Origin of the sequence: Bacillus sp. TSO22, assembly GCF_020223595.1 — a bacterium.
In the GTDB taxonomy this organism is placed as follows: Bacteria; Bacillota; Bacilli; order Bacillales; family Bacillaceae; genus Bacillus; species Bacillus inaquosorum.
Map to the genome: position 1 here is coordinate 420,203 of NZ_JAHAWO010000009.1, position 25,052 is coordinate 445,254.

Sequence of the window (25,052 nt, forward strand, 5' to 3'; positions counted from 1 at the left end):
TATCTATTCCCAAAACATGCTTAATAGTTTTTTCATTTTGCTCTGTTTATTATGTTCGGCTTGTGTTTTTTGTTTTCCTTTTGGCCGCTGCTGCACCTCATTCTGGTGGTGATGCTGCTCTTGTTCCTCTGATGATGAGACTGCAATTTCCTGTATCGCTTCTTCAGGCATCTTAAAGCCTATTTTTCTGCCTTGGATTCTTGCATTTCGGCAGGCGAATTGGATCAGACCCACTCCCGTCATATATTGAGGATCTCTTACACCGATATAATTCGGGCTTGCCACTCTGACATTGTTTTGCAGCACATCCTGTGCCAATGACATGACACCCGGCATTGCTGCTTGTCCCCCTGTCAGCACGAAGCCTCCCGGCAGATCGGTAATTCCCATACTGCGAAGCTCTTCTGAAACAATTTCAAGAATTTCTTCTACTCTTGCTTCAATGATATTCGCTGCTTCCTGCTGTGTAAATGTTTGTTTTTGATTGGTGCCTATAACGGTTACCTCAAATACTTCATCTTCCGAGGCTTCGTCATAGTAGGCATGTCCAAATTGCTTTTTCACGCGTTCTGCTTCTTCTGTTGACGTTCTCAATCCGATGGAGATATCTTTGGTGATATTTTCGCCTCCGAGAGGAATGACACGGGTAGAAGTGAGATGTCCGTTCTGGAACACGGCAATGGTTGTTGACCCTCCTCCTATATCAATGAGAGCCACACCAAGATTTTTCTCGTCCTTTGACAATGCAGCAGAACCGGCTGCCAGCGGCTGAAGACATATATCAGTTATTTCAATACCGGCTCTTTCAACACAGCGAAGCAAGTTATGTAAGATTGTTTTTGAACCGGTGATCAGGGTGCCTTCTACTTCTAAACGCACACCCAGCATTTTTTTCGGGTCGGTGATTTCATCTCTTCCATCTACGATAAACTGTTTAGGAATGACGTCGACAATCAGCTGTTCGTGCGGTACTGAAACAACCTGTGCCGCCTCCATGACACGGCGTACATCTTCAACTTGAATTTCTTTATTCTCACTGGAAACTGCTACAACACCGTTTGTATCTTGAATATTGATATAATTTCCATTAACGCCGACAATAGCTTTTCTAAGCGGAAAACCTACCATTCTTTCAGCTTGGTCAAACGCTTTTCTTATAGAATGAACGGTCTCATCTATATCAACGATTGAGCCTTTTTTCAACCCTTCAGACGGTACATTTCCCACACCGATAATATTAAGGGAATCATCTGTCATTTCTCCGACGATCACTTTTGTATTGGACGTACCGATGTCAAGACTGACGTAAAGTTCATTGTTGTTCATTCTATGGCACCTCCTCACATTTCGATCATTTCTATTCTATTATTTGCGGAACAACAATACAATGAATGTGGCTTTACAAGTGTGTAACAAAAAATATCACAACAGAATATTCCTTATGTGCTTTTCACATTTTATGTTTATTGAAAATATTCGTTATATCCTATGTATATCCTCTTTTATATCACATTTTTTTTATTTTTTTTAGAAAGAGTCCACTTTGTTAGTAGATTTCTTCTAATAACAGCTATATTCTGAAATAATCTGACTCCAAATGCAAATATACCTGCTAAATACAAGTCTACACCAAGATGGACTCCCAGAAAAGCTAAACTTATTGCCAATATAATATTAAAAAAGAAACCGGAAACAAATACCATTTCATCATATGTACCTTGTAAATGCGCCCTGATTCCGCCGATTAATGTATCAAGTGCGGCGAGCACCGCAAGCGATAAATAGTTTGAGTATTCACTCGGTATCGTTAAGTTTGTCATCAGTCCAATCGCTATTCCGAGCACCAGTCCCAGCACGGGCAGCCACATGACAATTCTCCTCCTTTTCAGTCTTTAAGCGGTTTCAGCTGTTGTACGTCCAATGGTCTGTCGTATGCTTTTAATGTCAGCTCGCTTTTAGATTTACCGGCTTTTAATGCTAAATTTTCAGATGCAAAAAGATCCTCAAGGCCGGACCCCTTCACTCTGCTGTACAGCATGTCCGGATCTTCGGCGAGCACTTTTACTGTTAAAGGATAATCGTCAAGGCCGTATCCGTCTATTTTTGTTGTGCCGTTTATATCCCTTATGACTGTATGATTCACAACTCTTCGCTCATTAATCGAGATATGCTCTGCACCAAAGGAGTTGAGTTCATTGATCAGCTTCTTCAGCAAATCCGGAGGAGGATTTTCGATCGGCTCTCCTGTTAAGCTTTCAGAAAAAAGCGGGGAAATGGTGATGACAATTCCGCTACCTGTTATATCGGTCATGCCTGCTGTTTTTTTTAAGGTTTGCAAGGTATTATTGAGCGCGGTTTCTTTTGTCATTTCTTTACTTTGCGAATAACTATTCAGCAGTTTATCATATTTGTTTATTTCAGCCAGCAGCTTTTCCTGCTTCTTCTGCTCTGATGTCAGCTCTTCTCTTATATCCCACATATCTCTTGTATCTCGGACTTTAGGATGCTTTAACGAGTTAAACTGAACAGATATCATGAGGCCGAAGATGACCATAAGCACACTGATGCTTATGAAGGAACGCTTTATTTTCAATCTGTTTCACCCGCTTTTTCAGTCATTCCTTCGTTTTCAGAATCGGTTTCATTTGTACGTTTTTCTCTTTTTCTGCGGTAACAGAAATATGATCCATTGACAGCTGATCGATCAGGCCTCCTGCTATATTTAACGAAGGCAGCAGAACATCAGGATCTCCAATAGCGGATATCGTAAACGGAGCCGGATGCTGTACCCCGTCTACCGTTACAACAGGACCGTTGCACTTGATATAGGAATCATGTGTCAAACGCTGGCCATTAACGGCGACGGCCGCCGCCCCCGAAATATACAGTTCGTTTACCACTTGAAAGATATGGCTTTCGTGAACGATGTAACTGTTCACATTCTCCCCTTCCGGTATGTACGACGCATCTTCCAAGGTCACCTCAACGCCTTCTCCCTGCACACCGACTTCCCCAATATACATTCTGTACTTTTCTGTATCTTCGAGGACGTTATAGTATTCCGTCTTTTCTTTCTTCAGCTTATTTTCCGCCTGACGGACTTTGTTTTGCTTTTGATACAATTCTTTTTCAAGATTCTTATTTTCTTTCTCCTGTTTCAGGAGTTCATCTCTCAGCGCATATTCTTTTTTCCATTCTTCCGTCTCAGCCGCGCTTTTGTTGTTTTCTTTTGTCATTTGAAAAGAAAATGAGATCAAAAAGCCTGCGATAAGCATAATCAAAGAAAGAAGGACTGCTGATTTGCCCCTCAATTTTCATCTTCCTTTTTAGCAGCTTTATTGTTTTTTCCAAACTCTTCAAAATAGGTGGCAACTTCTAAATGAATAATGCCTTTCTTATTGCTGCTAAGCTGTGAAATGATAGAAGGATACGTTTTCATTCGGTCTGCAAAGGTTTTAATAGACGCAGTGACAACATAACCGTCGTTCATATACAATTTAATACGGTTTTCATCCATTTTTACAGGCGTGTAATAAATTTCTGAAATTGACTGTTTTAAAGAATTTGACAAAGCATCGAGCTGCTTGGCCATTTGAGACCGCTTTTTCGCGTTTGTCCAATTGACCAAAATCGGTCCGGCATCCTCCGGCGTTACTTCGTTTGGCAGAACTGATCCGTTTTCAAGCACTTCATAGTACACATTGTCTTTTTCTAAATAAGCAATCGCTTTATACTCTTCGATCGCAATGTTGATTTTATTAGGAAGCGATTTGCTGATCTCCGCTTTTTTTACTAATTTATTTTGCTGAATCTTCTTTTCTGTTTTTTTCTTGTCCAAACTCCAAAACTCAGTATCTCCGCTGTTAATATCGGAAAGCTCGATAATTTCCTTTTTGGATACATTTTCATTCCCTGTAACAGAGATGGTTGATACTTTACTGATTGGCGTCTGCAGGTACACGATGATCAGCACCATAATAAAAAAGAGCATAATAAATGAAATGAGACGGCGGTTTGCCTTCTGTTTCCTCTGCTCTTTAATTTTAGGAATCCGTTCTTCAATGTTTACGATTTTTTCTCGGTCATGACCCGGGTTCATTGCCTGTTCACCTCATTCAAATGAAACAGCTGTTAAAAGTCTGTCTATTCCAAAACAAACGGCATACTACGATGCCGTTTGTCGTTTGCTTACAGTATATCATATGAACAGCTTCAGTCAGAACTTGAATCAGCGATTTTCGCCGATGATTTCAACCTCTGTGTGCATATCAATCTCGTATTTTTCACGGATTGTCTTTTTCACATGGTCAATGAGATCAAGCACATCTTTTGCTGATGCTCCGCCCGCATTGACGATGAAGTTTCCGTGCATCTCCGATATCTTTGCACCGCCGATTTGATATCCTTTCAAGCCTGCTTTTTCTACAAGGTTTCCGGCATGATTCGGAAGCGGATTTCTGAATATGCTTCCCGCACAAGGGCTTGAATACGGCTGTGTATTTTTTCTGTAATCTTTATTGCTTTGCATTTGCTGAACGATTGATTCCTTATCCTTCTGCTCCAGCTGCAGAACAGCTTCAAGGCAAACGCCCGGGCGTTTCTTTTGCAATACAGATGTTCTATAGCTGAAATCCATCTGCTCATTTGTCAGCCACTCAATCGTGCCGTCTTCAAATAAAATATGTGCTTTGACGAGGATTTCGCTCATATCAGAACCGTGGGCGCCGGCATTCATATAAACCGCTCCGCCGACTGATCCTGGAATACCGGCAGCAAATTCCAGCCCGGACAGGCCTTTTTTGCTCAATGATGTTGCAAGACGGACCACGGAATAACCGCCTCCGACTGTTACTTGTTCCCCGTCAAGCTCCAAATGGTCAAGACCTGCGCCCAGCTTAATCACTACGCCTCTGATTCCCTCATCTAAAACAAGAAGGTTTGATCCGCGGCCGATGACTGTCCACTTCACATCATATTTTTTAATAACGTCCATAATATCTTTGACAGCATCTACACTGCTTGGAATGACCAATACATCCGCAGGTCCGCCGATTTTCATCGTTGTATGATTCGCGAGCGGTTCATTTGCAAGAACCTTGCCGACTTCGCGTTCTTTTAATTCCTGTATCACTTTCTCCATCGTAAACCTCCGCATTCCATTTGCTTTTCTATTATTTTTTCAATTCTTCGAGTACGCTGTATAAACGGGCAGCCGCGTCAGGAACACCGAGTGACTTTGTCCGTTCGCTCATTTCCTTTAACGTTTTCTCATTCAGTACGATCCGGTCAAGCGCTTCAATCAGTTTTTCCCCGTTGAGCTCTGTTTCTTTCAGCACAATCGCCGCATCATGCTGGCCGAGAGATCTCGCATTGACCTCTTGGTGATTCGCTGTTACATATGGGCTTGGAATCAGTACACTTGGGATTCCGAGAGCAGTAATTTCAGCAATCGTCGTCGCACCAGCTCTGGCCACAATGACAGCAATGGCCTTCAAATACTCTGGCATTTGATGAAGAAACGGCTTTGTGACCATATTATCAGCTGCACCCTTGCTTTTCAGCTCATTCATCACTTTTTCATAGTGAACTTCACCGGTAATATACAGCACTTGGTAGTCTCTTGTTTTCAGCGCATCCTGCATGTCAATGACAGCACGGTTAATCGGTGCGGCGCCTCTGCTTCCGCCGAAGATTAAGACCGTTTTTTTCTCTTCAGAAAGCCCAAATTCAGCCATTGATCGGCCCGTCTCTATTGAGACGACTTCAGAGGCTCTCGGGTTTCCCGTAAATACAACTTTCTCGCTAGGAAAATGCGATTTTGCTTCTTCAAAACAAATTGCTACTTTATTAACATATTTTGAAAGAAACTTATTCGTGATGCCCGGCAGGCTGTTTTGTTCATGGACGATAGTCGGAATTCCCATCTTGGCAGCGGCATAGACAACCGGTCCGCATACGTAGCCGCCCGTTCCAATTACGGCATCAGGCTTAAATTCCGCTAAATACGATTTGCTCTTTTTTACACCCTTCAGAAAACGCATCACAGTCTTGACGTTTTCAAATGACAGCTTTCTTTTAAACCCTGTAATTTCAATTGAACGAAACGGTATATTCTCCCGTTCCACAATTTTTTTCTCCAGCCCGTTTTCTGTTCCGATATATAAAAATTCCACATTAGGATGACGGCGCTGCACTTCTTTAATAAAGGCAAGAGCGGGATAAATGTGTCCCCCTGTACCGCCTCCGCTTATTGCAATTCGCATATCTCTTCCCCCAGTCTAAGTTTCTCTATAACATAGCGATAACCCTGTTTTGTTGGACAGGGTTATCGCATCAATTGTTTCCCAGCTTCCTGTTTCACAGGGAGCTTTAGGCAAACATTCATTAATACCTCGAGTATCGGCTCACGTTCAGCAGCACACCGACGGCCATCAGCATCAGGGTCAATGAAGAACCTCCGTAGCTCAGAAACGGGAGCGTGATCCCTGTTACCGGAATAAGGCCCGTTACTACGCCGATATTAATCATGACTTGAATGGCAATCATTGAAATAATGCCGACTGCGACAAAGCTTCCGTACAGATCAGGTGCACCGAGTGCAATTCTGATTCCTCTCCACAGCAGGACGCTGAAGAGGAGCAAAATAAGTGTTCCCCCGATAAACCCAAGTTCCTCTGACAAGATGGCAAAAATAAAGTCTGTTTGCGGCTCAGGCAGATAAAAGAACTTCTGTCTGCTTTGTCCAAGTCCCATTCCGAACAATCCGCCGGGCCCCACTGCATAAAGCGATTGAATGATTTGAAAACCGCTGCCGAGCGGATCTTCCCACGGATTTAAATATGAAGTAATCCGCTTAATCCGATATGGGGCCGATAGTACGAGCCCAACAAATCCGCTGAGGCCGATCAGTCCGAGAAAGACGAAATGGGCGATTCGCGCGCCAGCTACAAAAATCATGACAATACAAGTTCCGACCATTACTGTCCCCGTTCCGAGGTCAGGCTGGCACATAATAATCAAAAATGCTGAAAATACAATGCCAAGTGCCGGGATGAATCCCCTTCTGAACGATGTTATGTTTTTTTGTTTTTCAGAGAGAAATTTAGCAAGGAATGCAATCATCGCAAGCTTCATAAACTCTGAAGGCTGTATGCTGAATGCCCCGACTCCGATCCAGCTTCTTGAGCCGTTCCGCACCATGCCGACGCCCGGTATCAAAACAAGAATCAAAAGAAAAAAACAGATAACCATCAGCAATTTGGACCATGTCCGCCATGTCCAATAATCAACATTCATGATAAAAAACATGGCTATGACGCCTATTCCCGCAAACAGCAGCTGCCGTTTCGCGAAAAAGAATGAGTCATCAAATTTATAATCCGCCCATACCGCACTCGCACTGTACACCATAATTAATCCGATTGTTAATAATAATAACGTAATGATGACCAATAACAAATCAGGCGATGTTTTTTTAGTAGTCAAAGCAATCGACACCCCAAGCTTAAAGTCATTAGGGCTGCCGATTTACTTCAAGACAAGCCCTTACTTAAGCATATGCACGGCATCTATAAACATGTCACCGCGTTCTTCAAATGTTTTGAATTGATCCCAGCTCGCACACGCAGGTGACAGCAAGATGACATCTCCTTCATTTGAGAGCGCAAACGCCGCAGATACTGCTTGTTCAACATTATCGACACGTTTGACATGTTGTATTCCCATCTCATTACCGAGCTTCTCGAGTTTCGGAGCAGTCTGGCCAAATGTCAGCACTGCTTTGACATGCTTCATATACGGTTTTAAGTCGTCAAAACCATTTCCGCGATCCAGTCCGCCCGCAAGCAGAATGACCGGTTTGTCAAAAGCTGAAAGCGCCTTGCTTGTCGCCAAAATGTTTGTCGCTTTACTGTCATTATAAAACTTGCGGTTTTTCACTGTTGTGACATATTGGAGACGGTGCTTCACGCCAGTAAAGCTTGTCAGCACCTTTTTTACTGCTTCGTTGGACGCTCCTGCCGTTTTCACAACTGCAATGGCAGCTAAAATGTTCTCCAGGTTATGAGCGCCGGGCAGCACAACCTCTTCCAGAGGAAGAATGACTTCGCCGTTGAACATAATCATACCGTCTTTTACATAAGCCCCCTGTTCAAGCGTTTTGCTGACTGAAAATGGAACGGTACCGGCTTTTCCGGCTTCAGCCAGACGCATGACGGTTTCATCATCCTGGTTGACAATGGCTTTATCTGAAGCAGTCTGATGAAGATACACTTTCTGTTTCGCTTTTTCATAGTTTTCTCGCGTATGGTGATAATCCAAATGAGCGTCAAATATGTTTAAAATCAAGCTGATTTCCGGTCTGAAAGCGTGTGTCCCCATCAGCTGAAACGAAGACAATTCAGTAACGATCCACTCATCCCCATCAGCATGATAGGCAACCTCACTTGCGACTGTGCCGATATTTCCGGCAATCAGTGCTTTTTGCGAGTCAGCTTTGAGCATTTCATAAATCAGCGTTGTCGTGGTCGTTTTTCCGTTCGATCCGGTAATCCCGATAAACTTGGCGTTTGTCAGGTAATAAGCGAGCTCAATTTCCGTCCAAACCGGGATGCCTCTTTTTTCCGCTTCCTGAACCATAATATTTTCGTATGGAATTCCCGGGTTTTTGATCAGGACCGTGATTTGATGCTGATCAAACAGAGAAACTGGATGCTCTCCGCAAACAACCTCGAGTCCTTTTTTAGAAAGCTTCTGCGCTGGTTCATTTTCTTCAAAAGGCTTTTGGTCGTTGACTGCAACATAAATGCCTTTTTCGTGAAGAATGGATGCCGCCGCATACCCGCTTTTCGCGAGCCCAAGGATTAAAAAATGCTGATTCTGTAAAAATTGATCGTTTTCCACTTATAACCACACCTCGATGTAAATTCCTAAAACGGCAAGCAAAAGTCCCGCAGCCCAAAACGTCACGACTACTCTCCATTCAGACCAGCCGACAAGCTCATAATGGTGATGAAGCGGACTCATTTTAAAGATACGTTTACCTGTCGTTTTAAAGCTGATAACCTGCAGTATAACGGATAATGTCTCGATAACGAATACACCGCCGATGATAACCAGCAGGATCTCTAATTTCGTTAAAATGGCAATGGTAACGATGGCTCCTCCCAATGCAAGTGATCCCGTATCTCCCATAAAGACTTTGGCCGGATGAGCATTAAATACGAGGAAGCCCAGCACCGCACCCACAACGGCAACTGAGAAAATCGCTACGTCATATTGAGACTGATTCCATGCCAGGATGGCAAAAGCGCCAAAAGCAATCGCCGCAGTACCGGATAATAAGCCGTCAAGACCGTCAGTTAGGTTAACCGCATTTGATCCGCCGACAAGCATAAAGAGCACCAGGATAAAGTAAGCCCAGCCAAGATCAAATGATAAGTCAGTTCCAGGCACGCGAATATCTGTCGCGAAATTGTAGTAATGGTACACGGCATAAAATACAACCGCAATGATAATTTGTCCGATCAGCTTTTGCTTTGACGTCAATCCCAGATTGCGCTTCATGACGACCTTGATGTAATCATCTAAAAAGCCAAGCAAACCGTAGCCGAGCGTAACAAACAGAAGCAGCACCATTTCCGGGCTTATTTCTGAAAATTTCTGTGTCATAACAATTGTTGTCACAATGATAGAAAGTATGATCATGACCCCGCCCATTGTCGGCGTCCCTGATTTTTTCTGATGTGATTTCGGTCCTTCTTCTCTAATACTCTGGCCGAATTTTAATCTTCTTAAAAACGGAATAAGAATCGGAGAGAGCAGAACACTAATTAAAAACCCCATTAAAATTGTAAACAGAATGACTTGCTCAAGCATTGTCCTTTTCTCCTCCTGTTTCTTTCAAACGACATACGTAGTTATCATATTCATGATTTTTTCTCATATGAAAATTCTTTTCAAGCTCCATATTCAATAACATCTCTTTCCTATGAATTCGTCTTATTCTTATTGAGTTCGACAATGGCTCTCGCCGCCACTTCAGCATCGTCAAAATCGAAGGTTTCGCTTCCGATCTGCTGATAGGTTTCATGCCCTTTTCCGGCTATGAGAACTACATCTCCTTTTTTGGCATTGGCAATCGCGAAAAAGATTGCCTGCTCGCGGTTTGCAATGCTGTGGTAGTATTCGTTCTCTACTCCGGCTTCCATATCTCTTAAAATCGCGCGAGGATCTTCGCTTCGCGGGTTATCTGAAGTGAAAATCGGCTCATCAGCCAGCTCTACAGCGATTTTAGCCATTTTTGGGCGTTTCGTCTTATCTCTGTCTCCCCCGCAGCCGACAACGACAAAGAGCTTTCCTTCCGTCATGTCTCTGCATGTCTTCAGCACATTTTCAAGGCTGTCCGGTGTGTGCGCGTAATCTACAATAACCGGAAACTCCTGCTGCTGATTGACCAATTCAAAGCGGCCTCTTACGCCATGCAATTCTTCAACAGCTTCAGTGATGGTTTCAAACGGTATGCCTGCTGCAATACATGTTGCAACAGCTGCCAGCACATTATACACGTTAAATTGTCCGACGAGCGACATCGTGATATGTTTAGTGCCTTTGTTTGTCACAAGATCAAAGCTTGTGCCCTGTGCAGTGATCGTGATGTTCTTCGCCATCACATCAGCGTTGTTTTTAATTCCGTATGTAGAAATATGCGCTGCAGTCACCTTTTCAAAATAAGCACTCGCCTCATCATCAGCGTTCAGTACGGCACGCTTTGGATATTCATGGTTGAAAGCCCCGCCAAGCTGAGAAAAGAGCAGGCTTTTTGCCTGTCTGTACTCATCCATCGTTTTATGATAGTCCAGATGGTCCTGCGTTAAATTCGTAAACACGGCAATATCATAATCACAGCCATGAACACGCCCTAAAGATAAAGCGTGAGAAGAAACCTCCATGATAGCAGTGTCAACTTGCTTGTCATTCATTTTCTTAAACGTTTTCTGCAGCGTGACGCTTTCCGGAGTCGTGTTTTTAACGGGAAGTGTTTCATCGCCGATTTTCATGTACATTGTGCCGATCAAGCCTGTGCGTTTTCCCGCTTTTTTCAGAATCTCATCGACCATGTGGGTCGTTGATGTTTTGCCGTTTGTGCCTGTTATCCCGATCAGCTGAAGCTTCTTTGTCGGCTGTCCGTAAAACGCATCAGACAAAACGCTGAGCGCACGCAGTGACTGCCGGACAATAATGACGGGCACATCCACATCGAGCTCTCTTTCAGCCACAATAGCCGCTGCGCCGTTCTCTACTGCTTTTTGCGCAAAATCATGGCCATCTACCGTATACCCTTTTACACATACAAAAAGACTCCCTTTCTTTACTTCCCTGGAGTCCATCTCAATTGAAGTTATTTCAGGGTCTTGTGAGTCGTTTACAGAAGGTTCGGTTGTTAAGTATGTAAGCAGCTTTGTAAGTTTCATCGTATCAAACCTCTCAACATTCTAATTCGTTCTTTTTATCATTTGAAGTCACGTCAAATGATGTGATAATGATTTTAAGCATACAGTTCATATTTTAGCGTAAATAAAAGGATACATCCAGCTAATCTTGAAGATATGAGCATTTTTTCTGCAATAAAATAATAGGCAGCCCGAATTAATCGGCTGCCTCTTTTTCATCTTCTTCAGTCAAATAAACGCGTATCTTTGAGCCCTCTTTTACTTTCGTTCCGGCAGCTGGCGATTGTTTAACGATTTTGCTTCCTTTCCCGGAAGCATCCACATTGAGATTCACCAAAAGTGACTCAAGATCTGAGACAGACATCCCTACAACATTCGGAACTTCTATTGTTTTTGTGTCGTTCCATTGGTACTTTTTCTCGATTTGATTTTTCCGAGGCTTCACACCAATCTCCGGCAGGCTGTCTCTCATAATATTCCCGACAATAGGCGCTGCAACCGTTCCGCCAAACTGAATCGTGCCTTTCGGGTTATCCACCGCGACATAGACGACAAGACTCGGATCGTCAGCCGGCGCGAAACCGATAAATGATACAATATGGTTGTTTTCGAGGTATTTTCCATCCTTTACCTTTTGTGCGGTTCCCGTTTTTCCGCCGACACGATATCCTTCAACAAATGCGTTACGGCCGGTACCTTCTGCAACGACGCTTTCTAAAGCATAGCGGATTTGTTTGGATGTCTCCTCAGAAATGACTTGTTTCTTTGCGATTGGTGATTGTTTTTTAACCGTTTTTTTCGTTACAGGGTCGATCCATTCCTTTGCAATATAAGGTGTGTAGAGCGTTCCTCCATTTACAGCGGCAGATACGGCTGCAACCTGCTGAATCGGCGTGACAGATACCCCCTGTCCAAAAGCCGTAGTCGCTTGCTCGACCGGACCTACTCTATCAAGCGGGAATAAGATTCCTGTCCCCTCGCCCTGCAGATCAATTCCCGTTTTTTGGCCGAAACCAAAGTCTTTAATATATTTGAAAAGCTTATTCTTCCCTAAGCGCTCGCCTAATTCAACAAACCCCGGGTTGCAGGAGTTTTGTACAACCTCTAGATACGTCTGCAGCCCGTGTCCGCCTCTTTTCCAGCACCGCAGTCTCGCTCCGTCCACTTCCGCATGCCCTTTATCATAAAATTGATCACGTTTCAAATTTACTTTTTGTTCTTCAAGAGCTGCTGCAAGTGTAATAATTTTAAAGGTGGATCCCGGCTCATACGTGCTCCATACCGGCAGATTCCGATTGTAGACGGACGGATCGACTGATTGATAATCAGCCGGGTCAAAGTCAGGCCTGCTAGCCATCCCCAATATTTCTCCGTTTTTCGGATTCATCGCTACGGCAATCATACCGTCAGGGTGATATTTGGCCTCAGCGTTATCAAGCTCCCTTTCCATTATCGTCTGAACCTTCGAATCAACTGTCAGCTTCATATCAAGCCCGTCCTTAGGCGGTGTGTAGTCGTCCGCTTCATCAGGCATTTTCTTCCCTTTTGCATCTGTATAAAACTTAACAGAGCCCTTTTCCCCTTTCAGATCATCGTCGTAATAGGCTTCAAGTCCAAGGAGCCCTTGGTTGTCAATGCCGGCAAATCCAAGCACATGAGATAAAAAGCTGCCGAAAGGGTAATGGCGGATACTGTCCTCCGCAACATACACTCCCTTTAAATCAAGCGCTTTGATTTCTTTCGCCTTCTCATTTGAAATCTTTCTCCCTTCAGGAGTTATCTTTTCGATTGACGCTTTTTTTGTCACATGCTTATATACTTTTTCTTCTGACATGTTTAAAGCCGCCGCAAGCTGCTTGCTCGTTTTCATCGGATTTTGAACTTGGCGCGGGACGACGAATACGGTCGGCGCACTTTTGTTTGTTGCCAGCTTCACGCCGTTCCGATCCAGGATCTCGCCTCTCTCCGGCTCAAACGGCAAGTTCCGGCTCCAGGAATCTTTCGCCAGCGAAGTCAGTTTCTCGCCCATCACAAACTGAACATACCCCAGCCTTGTATCAATGATCAGAAACACGATCACGCCAAAAAGCAAAACAAATAATAAACGTTTTCTAACCGTTACATTCGAGACGCGCAAGAGACCGTCCACTCCTTATTTAGGCTTGTTTCATTTTATGCCTGAAATTGGACGGGTAGAACGATGCTCCTTTGAAGGTATAAAAAAAGAAAGCCTGCATAATGGGGAAAATCCCAGCAGGCTTTCTTTTTTTAATCTGGATTTTTAAACGTTACCTTGATGACGGTTTTGTCTTTTATTTCTTTGTCCTTCTTGACGCTTTGGCTGACAGCATAGCCTTGTCCGCTTACTTCAATATGAATACCCGCCAGCTCGCCGTATTGAAGAACCTCTCTTCTCGACCAGCCTGTCATATCAGGCATTTTGATTTTGCCGCCCGTTTTCAGGAAGACCTTCTGATTGGTCAGAACTTCCTCATCCGCTTTCGGATACTGTTCTTTTACAGCGATATCACTGCCGATGACAATCGGTGTGAGATTCTCTTCTTTTGCTTTCTTTTGAGCAGCAGTTACCGTTTGATCTGTTAAATCAGGCATCGTCTGCGCTTTTGTGTCTTCCTTATCTGAGTCAGACTTTTCAGTTGGCTCTATGTTTAGGTAGTGCAGGCTGTTTTTCATTGTTGGGTTGAAGATTTCAGAAACTGGATCTGAACTACTTTGTCCTGCCTTCAACTGCGGCTGCTGTACAGCAACATAAATTAAAAGCTCAGGATCATCTTTTGGAGCCATACCCATAAACGAAAAGATATAGTTATCTGTTCCGTCCAAATATCCGCCTTTACCTGCTATTTGCGCAGTACCTGTTTTCCCGGCAACATCAAATCCTTCGATTTTATAGGATTGTCCTGTTCCGATTTTCGACGTTACGACTTCTCCTAAAATATCTCGCACCTTTTTCGCAGTGCTTGCAGAAATTGGGGTTCCAGCTGATTCAGGCTTATTTTGATAAACGGTTTTATCTGTATCTGGATCAACAATATGGTCAATGACATAAGGCTTCATCATTTTGCCATCATTCGCAATTGCGGTTGCAGCCTGAAGCTGCTGAATCGGTGTAACAGCAGACGCTTGGCCATATGCGGTTGATGCTTTATCAAATTCATATTTATAGTTGATTTTACTTGAGACTTCTCCAGGCAAATCAATACCTGTTTTTTGATAAAAATTGAATTTGTGTAAATATTGATTGAGACGGTCGTATCCCAGCTTTTCTTTCGCCAGCTTCGCAAATGCGACATTTGACGATCTTAGGACGCCGTCATGATATGTTGTCGGTCCCCAGCCTACACCCCTATTATGGTCCTTCACAGGTTCCCCGCCAACTTCAAACGTACCGGATTTGTATTTTTCATTCGGATTAAACACGTTTTCCTGTATGGCAGCAGCGAGTGGAAAAATCTTCATCGTTGATCCTGGTTCATAAGCATATGAAATCAAATCATTATAGTAGTTCGTCACATCGCGTGTGTTCGGGTCAAAGCTTGGGCGCTGTCCCATCGCAAGGACTTTGCCCGTTTTCGGATCGACGACTGCGGCCATGATTTTTTTCGGATTATACTTTTTCGCCACTTTTGTCATGCTGTCTTCCAAAAAGGTTTGAATTTTTTGGTCAATGGTTAAATATACATTGTCACCATTTTTTGGCGCTGTAATTTTATTTTTGCTGTTCGGGAGCTCCCAGCCGGATTTGTCACTTTCATAAGTCACATATCCGTCCCGCTCCTTCAAATACTTATCCAGCACTTTTTCTAATCCCATCGCGCCGGAAATTTCATTTGTGTCTTGATCAACCTCGGCATAGCCGATTAAATTGGATGCAAAAACGCCGTTTGGATAGTAGCGTTTTGTATCCCGTAAAAATGAAATGCCCGGGAGTTTCAGCTTTTCGATCTTTTGCTTTTGTGAATACGTAATATCCCGGCCCGCTGAGCCGAACTCTACTTGTTTTGCATCCTTATTTAAGATATCAAGGATATCAGCCTTGTCTATGTTTATTACTTTAGACAGCGCTTCCGCCGTTTTTTCTTTGTCTTGGACATGCTGAGGATGCTTGACATCAGTGGTCATTTTTTTATCGAGAATCGCAATCAGCTTATACGTAGCTGTGTCCTCTGCAATCACTTTTCCGGTTCGGTCTAATATCGAGCCGCGGCTTGCTTCGATGGTCCGTTTCTTTTCATGCTGCTCTGTTGCTTTTGTCGCAAGCACTTCACCGTTCGCTTTTCCGGTTATTTGAATATATGCCATTCTCCCGAGGATGACAAAGAAAAAGAGAGCGAAACAAATACTTAGAATCGCTGCTCCTCTATTCATAAATTTATTCTTTTTTGGCATTTGAATCATTCCTGTATGTTTTTCACTTTTTTATCTTTTAAATTCAAGCCGTTCTTTTTCGCAATGTCCATAATGCGCTGCGGTTTGCTTAAATCAGCAACGCTTTTTTCGAGGTCACCAATTTGCTTATTTTCGGATGAAATTTGCTCCTCAAGCTTTTGTACCTCAATATTGGTTTGATATGCCGCATACGCCTTCGATACGATCAAAAGCGATACGCTGAGCACCACCGCAGCAAAGAGGACAAGAAGCACTTTTTCTCCGAGAGTAATGGAAGCCCTTTTCTTGACAATCACTTTTTTCTCAGGACTGATCGCATGCCGCTGCTGTTTCTCTGGTTGGTAAGCTAAATTGCTCATAGGCTGATGACCTCCTTTTAATTTTGCGTTCGTGTTTCGTTATTTTCTTTTTTCGGCAATCCGAAGCTTCGCAGAACGAGCCCGGTTGTTTTCTTCAAGCTCTTCATGAGATGCCGTAATCGGTTTTCGTGTGATGAGCTTCAGCTCCGGTTCAAACTCTTCCGGTATGACAGGAAGACCCGGTGGAAGTTCCGGAAGCGACGACTTTTCTTTAAAAGTGCTTTTGCAAATTCTGTCTTCAAGCGAGTGGAAGGTAATGACTGATACCCTTCCCCCTGGCTTAAGAACCTCAATTGCCTGCTCCAAAGCCTCTTCAAAAACCTTAAGTTCATCGTTCACGGCAATTCTGATTGCCTGAAACACGCGTTTAGCGGGATGTCCCCCGCTCCTTCTCGCTGGAGCGGGAATCGCGTCTTTTATTAGATCGACCAGTTGGCCCGTAGTTTGAATAGGAGATTTGATTCTTGCCTCCTCAATTTTTCTGGCGATCTGTTTGCTGAACTTCTCTTCGCCGTATTTAAAGAAAATACGTACGAGATCCTCATAGCGCCACTCATTTACGACTTCTTTCGCCGTAAGCGTGGCCGACTGGTCCATCCTCATGTCCAACGGAGCGTCATGATGGTAACTGAATCCGCGTTCCGGTGTATCCAGCTGCGGGGAGGACACCCCTAAATCAAATAAAATACCGTCTACTTCTGTAATGCCTTGTTCATTCAAACATTCTTTTAAATACCTGAAATTGCTTTTAATCAGAATGAGCTGCCCTTTATAATCGGACAACGCTTCTTTCGCATGCTGTAATGCCGTATCATCTTGGTCAAAAGCGATTAAACGCCCCTTCTCGGATAACTGCTGCAATAAGTATGTACTGTGCCCAGCTCCGCCGAGTGTGCAGTCTACATATGTACCGTCCGGTTTAATATTAAGCCCGTCTACGGTTTCATGAAGAAGTACTGTCTTGTGTTGAAACATATTGTGTTGGTCCCACCTTTTATCAGGATGAATTGAAATTGTTTTTAGAGTGTTATACACGAAGAATCATTATATATCAAACCCAATCATGTTTTCAGCAATTTCAGCAAATGAATCTTCTTGCTCTTCTGTGTATTGTTCCCAAATTACTTTACTCCACAATTCAATTCGATTAGAAACCCCGATAACAACACATTCTTTTTCCAGTTTGGCGTAATTCAATAGAGATGATGCAATATTTACCCTGCCTTGCTTGTCCAGTTCGCATTCGGTTGCCCCTGAAAAGAAAAAACGGGTAAACGCGCGGGCATCTTTCTTAGTGAGAGGAAGAGCTTTTAGTTTTTCTTCAATTTGTTTCCATTCGTGCATAGGGTAGCCGAAGAGACATTGGTCAAGCCCTCTAGTTAGCACAAACTGCTCACCGAGGCCTTCTCTGAATTTAGCGGGTACGATCATGCGGCCCTTCGCATCGATGGTATGCTGATATTCACCCATAAACATGATCTCTTGCCCCACTTTCTCTCCTTAACTCACCACTATCCACCACTTCTCTCCACAACTTCATTTTACACTGTTTACCCATAAAAAAAAACCCTGAACTATTCAGGGTTCTTTAAAACTTTATTTCAAAGTTTGACAACTTGATGTTGATTTTGAAAAGAAAATGGCAGATTCTTGAATGATGTGAAGAATTTTGGACCGTACCTGTTCAAATAATACATAATATTCCAAATTCGTTCTTGCGGCGCAAGCATCGGCTTAATGCTATTTTGGATTCTCTCATAATCCCTCAGAACGTAGCCTTCTTTCTCTTCAATTCGTTTCGTCACCGTACGCTCTAAAAACTGAAGCTGATCCTGGATAAAAGCGGCATTTTTCATGAGTAAAGGTTCCATGCTTTGATCAACCTTTAACGCCTCCTGCCGGACCGTTTTGTGAATCGCTTCAATTTGGCTCTTCGCCTGATCCATCACCGCGGTAAACTCTTCCGGAATCTGGCGCTCAAAGTATGTCTCTCTTTGATTCTCCGTTCCGCGTTCAATCGCGTCTTGTAACGAGATATTCCGTTCAAGCAGTTTTTTCTCAATATGCCGTTCAAGTATTGTAATGTTCAGCCTCGGCATAACAGGAGGCATTTTAAAGCCCATCACCGCAAAGGCCTGTTTGAGCTCACCCCAATAGTTGATTTCTCCAGGGCCTGCAATAAATGCTAAAGTCGGAATGAGGTATTCCTGCATTAACGGTCTCGTCACAACATTGTTGCTGAAGCGCTCAGGATGTTCTTCCATATGGGTATAAAGTTCATCCATCGTCCATCCGAGATCAAGCTCATTGATCACAAAACGGCCGTTATCTTTTTCAATTAAAAAACGTTCTTCTTCATATTCATAAAACAGATTCGCCTGCTCTTTTCCGGACTCGATAATCGGTTTGTAGCCTGCTTCACGCATGAAGGCCTGCTGATCTGAAACAGCGCGGGCGAGTTCATCATTTTCCCGAAGAATCTTTTGGAACATGGCCGTTTCCAGCTTTTTAATCCCCGGATCTCCAGAATTTAATAATACTAAGCCCTCCTCTTGGAACAGATCCGCAATCAGCAGTTCAAAGAAGTCAGTAAACGTAACAGATTCCCTTAAACATCGTTTTACATTGTCGAGAAGTGCATTCGTATGGTCTGTTTCTTCAAACGCGGCAAATACATCATCTATCCAGGCGGCACATTTTTCCTGATCAAGCGATGTGCTTGCTGCCGAAGACTTCTTCCAGTAAGACTGAGGCAGCTTTTTTTTCACAGGCCCATTCTCTTCTGACGTATGGACAAAATTAATCTCATCCAAATCGTGGTCTTCTCCGGCCACCCAAAAGATCGGTATGACAGGCACTTGCAGTTGCTTTTCTTGTTCCTTTGCTAACACAATGATTGAAATGATTTTATGTATAGTGTAAAGCGGTCCTGTTAAAAGTCCGGCCTGCTGTCCGCCGACAACAGCGGCACTTGACGGGTCCTTCAGCTTCTCAATGGCAGACTGCATGGCACTTGATCCGAATTTATGATGGTAAGAGGATAAGTACGCCGCCAATTCCTCTCTTGCGAAAAACCGGGAGGATAAATCTTTCAGTCTTTCGCGCCACATGTCCTTATGATGAATGCTGTAATCAAAAAAAGAAGACATTTCTTCTTTGCCATCTATATAGTGCTGTACAAACACATTTTGATTTTTGATGGAAAGTTCAGTTAGCTGCATCTTCTAGAACTTCCTTTCTCCAATAAATAGTTAGTTATCCGAAATGAGTATAGCATGTTACCGAAAAAGCTCAAAAGACTTTGTTTGTATTTCGCTCCAAAGCTTTAATGCTGCCGTATAAAAACTCCAGGTGGACGGCATCAAGGCCCTGAAGTCTTGCTTCCTTCAATAAATATCCGATAATGGCGTCAGCTTCTGTCTGCCGGCCTTCGATGACGTCAACCAGCATAGAAGAACGATTTTCTTTCGTTTGCCCGCAAACGGACCGAACCCGTTCCCAAGCCTCTTCTTCGTTTTCAAGCCTTAAAATACGGCACGCCTCCTGAAAAACCAGCTTCATAAAAGCCAGATAAGCTGGCGTTGTCAGCAGTTCTCCGTTCTTCACCTGCAATAACGCGGTCAACGGATTGATACAAGCATTTACAATCAGCTTGCCCGTCAGCAGGCGATACCAATCCGTCTCATAACGAATCGGAAAATCCGAATGGTTATGCGAAAGCAAGACATTCAGCCGATCTGGTTCAGCACCGTCGAACGCGCTCCATTTTATCGCACCTAAGCCTGTATGTTCAACAGCAGTATCTGATTTCCTTACAGCTCCGTGCTCAGCAATTCCAACATAAATGGAATGGCCAGCGCGCCAGTCTTTGAGATCATGGATATGCCCCATACCGTTTTGCAAAAATAAAATATTCGTTTTCCCGATCCGTTCAAGCGATGGAAAAACAGACTGAAGCTGATGCTGCTTCACTGTCACGACAAGAAGATCAAAATGCGAATTGATACTCATGTCCGCACTGCAATCAGCTCTGAATTCTTCTCCGCCTTTATAAAGCCGGATCCCTTCAGACTGAATGGCCGCAGCCTGTTCTTCCCGCCTCGTCACAACAGTCACCTCGTGATGAAGTGACAAATAATAGGCGCATAAAAGGCCGACGGAACCTCCGCCGATAATTCCAATTTTCATGATGTCACACCCAATTTAGCATTTACGTATTATCATAGCAGAAGTGCAAAGAAATTACTTCTCAAAGATCCCGTGTGCTTAAAATTAAAGTTTAAATATTTGGATTTTTTAAATAAAGCGTTTACAATATATGTAGAAACAACAAAGGGGGAGATTTGTTTGGTAAAGGTAGAACGTCTGCTTATCAACTATAAAACGCTTGATGAATTCAAGAAATTCAAAGAATACGGTATCCAGGAGCTTTCAATGCTTGAAGATCTTCAGGATAATATTATTGAAAATGACAGCACTTCGCCTTTTTACGGGATTTATTTTGGGGATAAACTTGTAGCGCGAATGAGTCTATATCAAGTTAACGGCAAATCGAATCCTTATTTCGACAATCGCCAGGATTATTTGGAGCTGTGGAAGCTTGAGGTTCTTCCGGGCTACCAGAACAGGGGTTACGGGACAGCATTGGTTGAATTCGCTAAATCATTCAAAATGCCGATCCGGACAAATCCACGAATGAAATCAGCGGAATTTTGGAATAAAATGAACTTTGAAACTGTTAAGTATGATATGGCGCGGGACAAAGGGGAAAACCCGCTCATCTGGCATCCTGACATGGATCACGAAATGACACCGGGAGAGTCTGCATAGAAATAAAAACAACCGGCCTCTTCTAAATATAGGGCCGGTTCATTTCAGACGTTCATTACGTTTCTTGAGCTGCTTTTTTCATTCTTCCGTCTTCCTTTGAAACAACCATTTTTCTGGCCCGATCCATGATATCGATCAGCGCCTTGTAATCCTCTTCTGTCATCTCTAGCTGGTTCCTCAATGTTTGATTTTCACTCCGTAAATCCTCAAGCTCTTTTTGTAGCGATTGGATTTGCTCCTTCAATTTTTCCCTTTCAAGCTGAAATTCTTGCGAAGACGGCGTTTCTTTGAATTGTTCAAGAAATTGAATCACATCCTGAATGGACAAATCTCGTTTTCCTTCTGGCGCTGCCGCGGCAGTCTGCTTCACGGAATTCGGCATATTGACTGAATGAACGCCGATTTGCTTTCTCAATTCTTTCCTCTGCTTTTTCGCAAGCTCTATGCCTGACTGGTATTGTTTTCTCACATACGAGTTCCACCTGAAACCACAGGCTGCCGCAGTTCTGGTCAGCGCCCTTCCAACCTCCTCAAAGGCGGAAAGCTGTGTTCCTCCCTCTCGAATATGACGAAGCACCACTTCCGCCAGCAGCAAATCCTCATCCTGAGTCCAAGCATCTTGTCTTGTAATGGTCAAATTTAATCTCCCTCCATGTCAGCTTATTTATCTCATACATATGCCAGTAATAGATTAGATAGACTATTTGCACTCACAATTTTTCCGCAAGCTGACAGGAAGAGAAAAAGAAAAAGCGCAGGGTTTTCACCCTGCGCTTTTCTTACTTAGTTACTTTTTACATTTATGTCTTTGCCGTTGTATGATCCGCATGCTTTGCATACACGGTGAGACAATTTCATCTCTCCGCATGACGGACATTCTGTCATACCAGGTACATTAAGTTTGAAATGTGTACGGCGCAATCTTTTCTTCATTTTAGAAGTTCTTCTAAAAGGTACAGCCATTATTCCCACCTCCTTAAAGAGTTAAGATTCATCATCTTGTTTTAAGAGCTTTTCGAGGGCTGCAAGTCTCGGATCAACTTGATTCTTCTTGTCTTCCTCCGAAATGACTTGCCAGTCCTTTCCTTCTTGAGGAGCAGCCCCTTTTTCTTGTTCAGATTCACAAAAGATTTGCATAGGGATTTCTAAAAGAATTTCTTCTTTCACGATCGGAGTTAAGTCGATAGTATCGTCCTCAACAATGTGAACGTCATCATCTTCTATATCATCCGTCTGATGAAATATAAACAGTTCTTTTGTTGAAATTTCAAATGGATACGGAACATCAACGAGTGTTCTTGAGCATGGCAAAATCATTTCGCCTGAAATTGTAAAATCAAACGAAACCTGTTTGGATTTGATATCCGCTCTGCCCTTCACCCGGACGGGAGAAATGCGGCGAATGTCAGAATTCAGTTTTGTCAGCTCATTTAACTCAACTGTTTCATCAAATTCAAAACTTTGTTTTGGCATTTGATGCAGCTGATAAATCGTCCATTTCATTTGTATCACCTCAGGAAAGCAACAAACATGATTATAGCTTTTAAGATTGTTTTTGTCAATATTTTTTCTTTACAGCATAATGCTGCCATTCAAGTATCGTTGACAGCGGAATGTGCTATGCATACACTTAAAACAAAAATAAGACATAAGAGTTTTCATTTGCAAATGTACCATACGTTTTTAAACATAGCAAGAAAGGCGGAAAAAATATGAAAGCTGTCGGATTGGTGGTTGAATATAATCCCTTTCATAACGGTCACCTTTATCATGCCCAAACAGCAAAGCGGCAAACCGGATGCGACGCGGCTGTCGCGGTAATGAGCGGGCATTTTTTACAGCGCGGAGAATCAGCTGTTGTGTCAAAATGGGCACGAACAAAAATGGCGCTGCAAAGCGGCGTCGATCTTGTGATTGAGCTGCCTTATCTGTATGCGGTGCAAAAAGCGGAGATTTTTGCACGCGGCAGTGTATCCAGCCTGAACAAACTCGGATGCGAGGCGCTGTTTTTCGGAAGCGAAAATGGTGATATTGAGCCGTTTTTAAAAACTGCAAAGCTTATTGATGATCATAAACATACATTTGATCAGCGTATTAAAGAAGAAATTAAAAAGGGTGCAAGCTACCCAGCAGCGGCAGCTATCGCCTTCAGCTCCATTTTACATACCGAAAATGCACTTGATTTGTCAAAACCAAACAACATTCTGGGATACCATTATGTGACTTCCATTCTTTCCGGGAGATATCCGATGAAACCTTATACCACAGCTCGAATTTCCTCGGACTATCATGATGCCGACCTTCCTGAAGGCGAACACCATATCGCAAGCGCCACAAGCATCAGAAAAGCGATGATTGAACAGAATCTTGAAAACTGCCTTCGGTTTCTTCCTGCTGCATCTGCATGTGAATTGGCAGATTACCGCAAATCTTTCGGACTGTGGCATACACCTGAAAGCTATTTTTCTTACTTAAAATACAGCCTTTCAACTGTAACAGCACAAGAATTACAGCAAATATACGAGGTGGAGGAGGGCTTAGAGCACAGAATTCTTCGTTCAATCAGAAAAGCCAGCTCCTATCAGGAATTTATGGAGCTGCTGAAAACAAAACGTTATACGTGGACAAGGCTTCAGCGGATGAACACGCACATTTTAACCAGAACGAAAAAACAGGATATACACAAGCTACTTGACGACAAAGAAGTGCCTTATATCAGGCTTCTCGGCATGACGAAAAAAGGACAGGCTTATTTATCGGAAAAGAAAAAAGCGCTGTCCGTTCCGCTTGTCAGCAAACTGTCTTCTTTCTCCCATCCCGCTCTAGATCTGGACATTAAAGCGAGCAGGATCTACAGCCTGCCGATAGAAGAGCCGCTGAGAACTGAGTTTGACCTGCAAGAATACGGACATGCACCGATTCAATATGACGAGGATGAACAACGTTTTTTAAACTTATAGAAAAAGCACCTGAGTATCAGGTGCTTTTTGCTTTCAGCTTATTCAAATAATCAATCGCATCCTGCATCGTATCAACAGGCACAATCTTCATGTCTGAATCGATATCTTTTGCTGTTTTTACTGCGTTTTTATAATCAGAATTGCTGGCACCATTTTGATTTGGCGCGAAGAAAATGTCTTTTCCGGCTTTGTCTGCGGCGACGACTTTTTGATCAATGCCGCCAATCGGGCCTACTTTTCCGTCAACATCAATTGTACCGGTTCCCGCAATATCGTAGCCTTTTGTTTCGTCTGTTTTTGTCAGCTGATTATAGATTTCAAGAGACATCATTAACCCTGCTGACGGTCCGCCGATATTTTCGATTTCAAAATCAATATCAGGCTCCACTTTCACGTTTCTGTCCGTATAGAGCGATACTCCGATTCCTGCCCGTTCCGGCTCATCAGGAAATTGTTTTAACGAAAGGGTGACACTCTTTTCTTTTTCTTCTCTTTCGATTTTTAACGTGACTTTATCTCCCGCTTTTTTGCTGCTGATATAATCAATCAGCTTTTCAGCAGACTGATAGTTTTTGCCGTCTGCGCTGATGATTTTATCACCGACTTCTATTTTCCCTTTTGCAGGCATGTTTTCTACAACTGAGCTTGCGTATATGCCGTTAAAGGAATAGCTGACTTTTTTTCCTGCCTTTTGATAGGCGGCTATGACGGCGTTTTCTTGCGAGCTTTCCATCATTTGGATCTGCCTTTTCATATACTCCTTATCTGATTCGCCTTCTTCCTTGATGCTTTCATCAGGAACAATCTCATAATAAGGGTGCATCTTTGCCCACACATATGTAAATGGATTAGCCGGTCCCACTTTGACAGTCATTAAGGACAGACTCCCTTTTTCCGGGTAGCCTCCCTCCACTTTTATCAGTGAAGCAAGCTCTGTCGCTTCTCCCGGTTTTGTAATATAAAATGGAAGTTTTATAAATGATAAAACGGCAATCAAAATGAGGATGACAAGCATCCAGCTAAAATGTTTTTTACGTAGCAAA

The 25,052-nt window shown here is 43.1% G+C and carries 25 protein-coding genes; 3 read left to right on the top strand and 22 right to left on the bottom strand.

Annotated features, from left to right (window positions below):
• Positions 1–3 precede the first annotated feature (3 nt).
• The 18 genes from ftsA to KHQ79_RS10690 form a co-directional block, all read right to left on the bottom strand.
• Complete coding sequence (gene ftsA / locus KHQ79_RS10605) at positions 4–1,326, bottom strand: cell division protein FtsA (protein WP_003238682.1); 1,323 nt, start codon at positions 1,324–1,326, stop codon at positions 4–6.
• Positions 1,327–1,502: 176 nt separating this feature from the next.
• Positions 1,503–1,868, bottom strand: a complete 366-nt coding sequence (locus tag KHQ79_RS10610) for a small basic family protein (RefSeq protein ID WP_003238683.1) — start codon at positions 1,866–1,868, stop codon at positions 1,503–1,505.
• A 17-nt stretch (positions 1,869–1,885) separates the two neighbouring features.
• Entirely contained in the window at positions 1,886–2,593 is a 708-nt protein-coding gene (locus tag KHQ79_RS10615) for a DUF881 domain-containing protein (RefSeq protein WP_019258340.1), read from the bottom strand.
• Between the two features lie 22 nt (positions 2,594–2,615).
• A complete protein-coding gene (locus tag KHQ79_RS10620; protein ID WP_003238685.1) occupies positions 2,616–3,311 on the bottom strand; it encodes a DUF881 domain-containing protein in 696 nt (231 codons plus the stop codon).
• The gene (divIB, locus tag KHQ79_RS10625) at positions 3,308–4,099 is read right to left on the bottom strand and encodes a cell division protein DivIB (RefSeq protein WP_084992560.1); all 792 of its coding nucleotides are present in this window, start codon (positions 4,097–4,099) and stop codon (positions 3,308–3,310) included. The genes KHQ79_RS10620 and divIB overlap by 4 nt, the downstream gene beginning before the upstream one ends.
• Positions 4,100–4,228: 129 nt before the next feature.
• Entirely contained in the window at positions 4,229–5,140 is a 912-nt protein-coding gene (murB, locus tag KHQ79_RS10630; protein ID WP_003238687.1) for a UDP-N-acetylmuramate dehydrogenase, read from the bottom strand.
• 31 nt (positions 5,141–5,171) lie between these two features.
• Complete coding sequence (gene murG, locus KHQ79_RS10635) at positions 5,172–6,263, bottom strand: undecaprenyldiphospho-muramoylpentapeptide beta-N-acetylglucosaminyltransferase (RefSeq protein ID WP_225515096.1); 1,092 nt, start codon at positions 6,261–6,263, stop codon at positions 5,172–5,174.
• A 121-nt stretch (positions 6,264–6,384) separates the two neighbouring features.
• Positions 6,385–7,485 carry a stage V sporulation protein E gene (spoVE, locus tag KHQ79_RS10640; RefSeq protein WP_019258336.1) on the bottom strand — a complete coding sequence of 367 codons (1,101 nt, stop codon included), beginning with the start codon at positions 7,483–7,485 and terminating at the stop codon, positions 6,385–6,387.
• Positions 7,486–7,545: 60 nt separating this feature from the next.
• On the bottom strand, positions 7,546–8,901 hold the full coding sequence (murD, locus tag KHQ79_RS10645) for a UDP-N-acetylmuramoyl-L-alanine--D-glutamate ligase (RefSeq protein WP_133487529.1): 1,356 nt from the start codon (positions 8,899–8,901) through the stop codon (positions 7,546–7,548).
• Positions 8,902–9,876, bottom strand: coding sequence for a phospho-N-acetylmuramoyl-pentapeptide-transferase (gene mraY, locus KHQ79_RS10650; protein ID WP_003238695.1), 975 nt, complete (start codon positions 9,874–9,876; stop codon positions 8,902–8,904). It abuts the gene before it with no gap.
• A gap of 110 nt (positions 9,877–9,986) precedes the next feature.
• Entirely contained in the window at positions 9,987–11,471 is a 1,485-nt protein-coding gene (locus KHQ79_RS10655) for a UDP-N-acetylmuramoyl-L-alanyl-D-glutamate--2,6-diaminopimelate ligase (RefSeq protein WP_133487530.1), read from the bottom strand.
• A gap of 175 nt (positions 11,472–11,646) precedes the next feature.
• Positions 11,647–13,587 (bottom strand): stage V sporulation protein D, encoded by a 1,941-nt coding sequence (locus tag KHQ79_RS10660; RefSeq protein ID WP_119913819.1) that lies wholly within the window; start codon positions 13,585–13,587, stop codon positions 11,647–11,649.
• 131 nt (positions 13,588–13,718) lie between these two features.
• Complete coding sequence (gene pbpB / locus KHQ79_RS10665; protein WP_456537248.1) at positions 13,719–15,860, bottom strand: penicillin-binding protein 2B; 2,142 nt, start codon at positions 15,858–15,860, stop codon at positions 13,719–13,721.
• A 5-nt stretch (positions 15,861–15,865) separates the two neighbouring features.
• Entirely contained in the window at positions 15,866–16,219 is a 354-nt protein-coding gene (gene ftsL / locus KHQ79_RS10670; RefSeq protein ID WP_003238704.1) for a cell division protein FtsL, read from the bottom strand.
• Between the two features lie 39 nt (positions 16,220–16,258).
• Positions 16,259–17,194, bottom strand: a complete 936-nt coding sequence (rsmH, locus tag KHQ79_RS10675) for a 16S rRNA (cytosine(1402)-N(4))-methyltransferase RsmH (protein ID WP_003238706.1) — start codon at positions 17,192–17,194, stop codon at positions 16,259–16,261.
• Between the two features lie 69 nt (positions 17,195–17,263).
• Positions 17,264–17,695 carry a division/cell wall cluster transcriptional repressor MraZ gene (gene mraZ, locus KHQ79_RS10680; RefSeq protein WP_003221402.1) on the bottom strand — a complete coding sequence of 144 codons (432 nt, stop codon included), beginning with the start codon at positions 17,693–17,695 and terminating at the stop codon, positions 17,264–17,266.
• A 125-nt stretch (positions 17,696–17,820) separates the two neighbouring features.
• Positions 17,821–19,440 carry a bacillithiol biosynthesis cysteine-adding enzyme BshC gene (gene bshC / locus KHQ79_RS10685; RefSeq protein WP_225515100.1) on the bottom strand — a complete coding sequence of 540 codons (1,620 nt, stop codon included), beginning with the start codon at positions 19,438–19,440 and terminating at the stop codon, positions 17,821–17,823.
• A gap of 70 nt (positions 19,441–19,510) precedes the next feature.
• Complete coding sequence (locus tag KHQ79_RS10690; protein ID WP_225515102.1) at positions 19,511–20,407, bottom strand: 2-dehydropantoate 2-reductase; 897 nt, start codon at positions 20,405–20,407, stop codon at positions 19,511–19,513.
• A 159-nt stretch (positions 20,408–20,566) separates the two neighbouring features.
• On the opposite strand from KHQ79_RS10690, the gene KHQ79_RS10695 reads away from it, so the two are divergent.
• Positions 20,567–21,049 carry an N-acetyltransferase gene (locus tag KHQ79_RS10695; protein ID WP_003238714.1) on the top strand — a complete coding sequence of 161 codons (483 nt, stop codon included), beginning with the start codon at positions 20,567–20,569 and terminating at the stop codon, positions 21,047–21,049.
• A 55-nt stretch (positions 21,050–21,104) separates the two neighbouring features.
• Here KHQ79_RS10695 and gerR read toward each other — a convergent pair whose 3' ends face one another.
• The 3 genes from gerR to KHQ79_RS10710 form a co-directional block, all read right to left on the bottom strand.
• Positions 21,105–21,686, bottom strand: a complete 582-nt coding sequence (gene gerR, locus KHQ79_RS10700; protein ID WP_003238716.1) for a sporulation-specific transcriptional regulator GerR — start codon at positions 21,684–21,686, stop codon at positions 21,105–21,107.
• A 146-nt stretch (positions 21,687–21,832) separates the two neighbouring features.
• The gene (rpmF, locus tag KHQ79_RS10705) at positions 21,833–22,012 is read right to left on the bottom strand and encodes a 50S ribosomal protein L32 (protein ID WP_003154457.1); all 180 of its coding nucleotides are present in this window, start codon (positions 22,010–22,012) and stop codon (positions 21,833–21,835) included.
• A gap of 21 nt (positions 22,013–22,033) precedes the next feature.
• Positions 22,034–22,552 (bottom strand): YceD family protein, encoded by a 519-nt coding sequence (locus KHQ79_RS10710; RefSeq protein ID WP_003221388.1) that lies wholly within the window; start codon positions 22,550–22,552, stop codon positions 22,034–22,036.
• A 27-nt stretch (positions 22,553–22,579) separates the two neighbouring features.
• Here KHQ79_RS10710 and KHQ79_RS10715 point away from each other — a divergent pair, with 27 nt between their 5' ends.
• Positions 22,580–22,765 (top strand): hypothetical protein, encoded by a 186-nt coding sequence (locus KHQ79_RS10715; RefSeq protein ID WP_003238719.1) that lies wholly within the window; start codon positions 22,580–22,582, stop codon positions 22,763–22,765.
• Positions 22,762–24,009, top strand: coding sequence for a nucleotidyltransferase (locus tag KHQ79_RS10720; RefSeq protein WP_225515104.1), 1,248 nt, complete (start codon positions 22,762–22,764; stop codon positions 24,007–24,009). Before KHQ79_RS10715 ends, KHQ79_RS10720 begins: the two co-directional genes overlap by 4 nt.
• Positions 24,010–24,025: 16 nt before the next feature.
• On the opposite strand, the gene ddcP is transcribed toward KHQ79_RS10720, so the two are convergent.
• Positions 24,026–25,051: a protease DdcP gene (ddcP, locus tag KHQ79_RS10725; protein WP_003238722.1), complete on the bottom strand. Its 1,026-nt coding sequence runs from the start codon at positions 25,049–25,051 to the stop codon at positions 24,026–24,028.
• Between the last annotated feature and the right edge of the window lies 1 nt (position 25,052).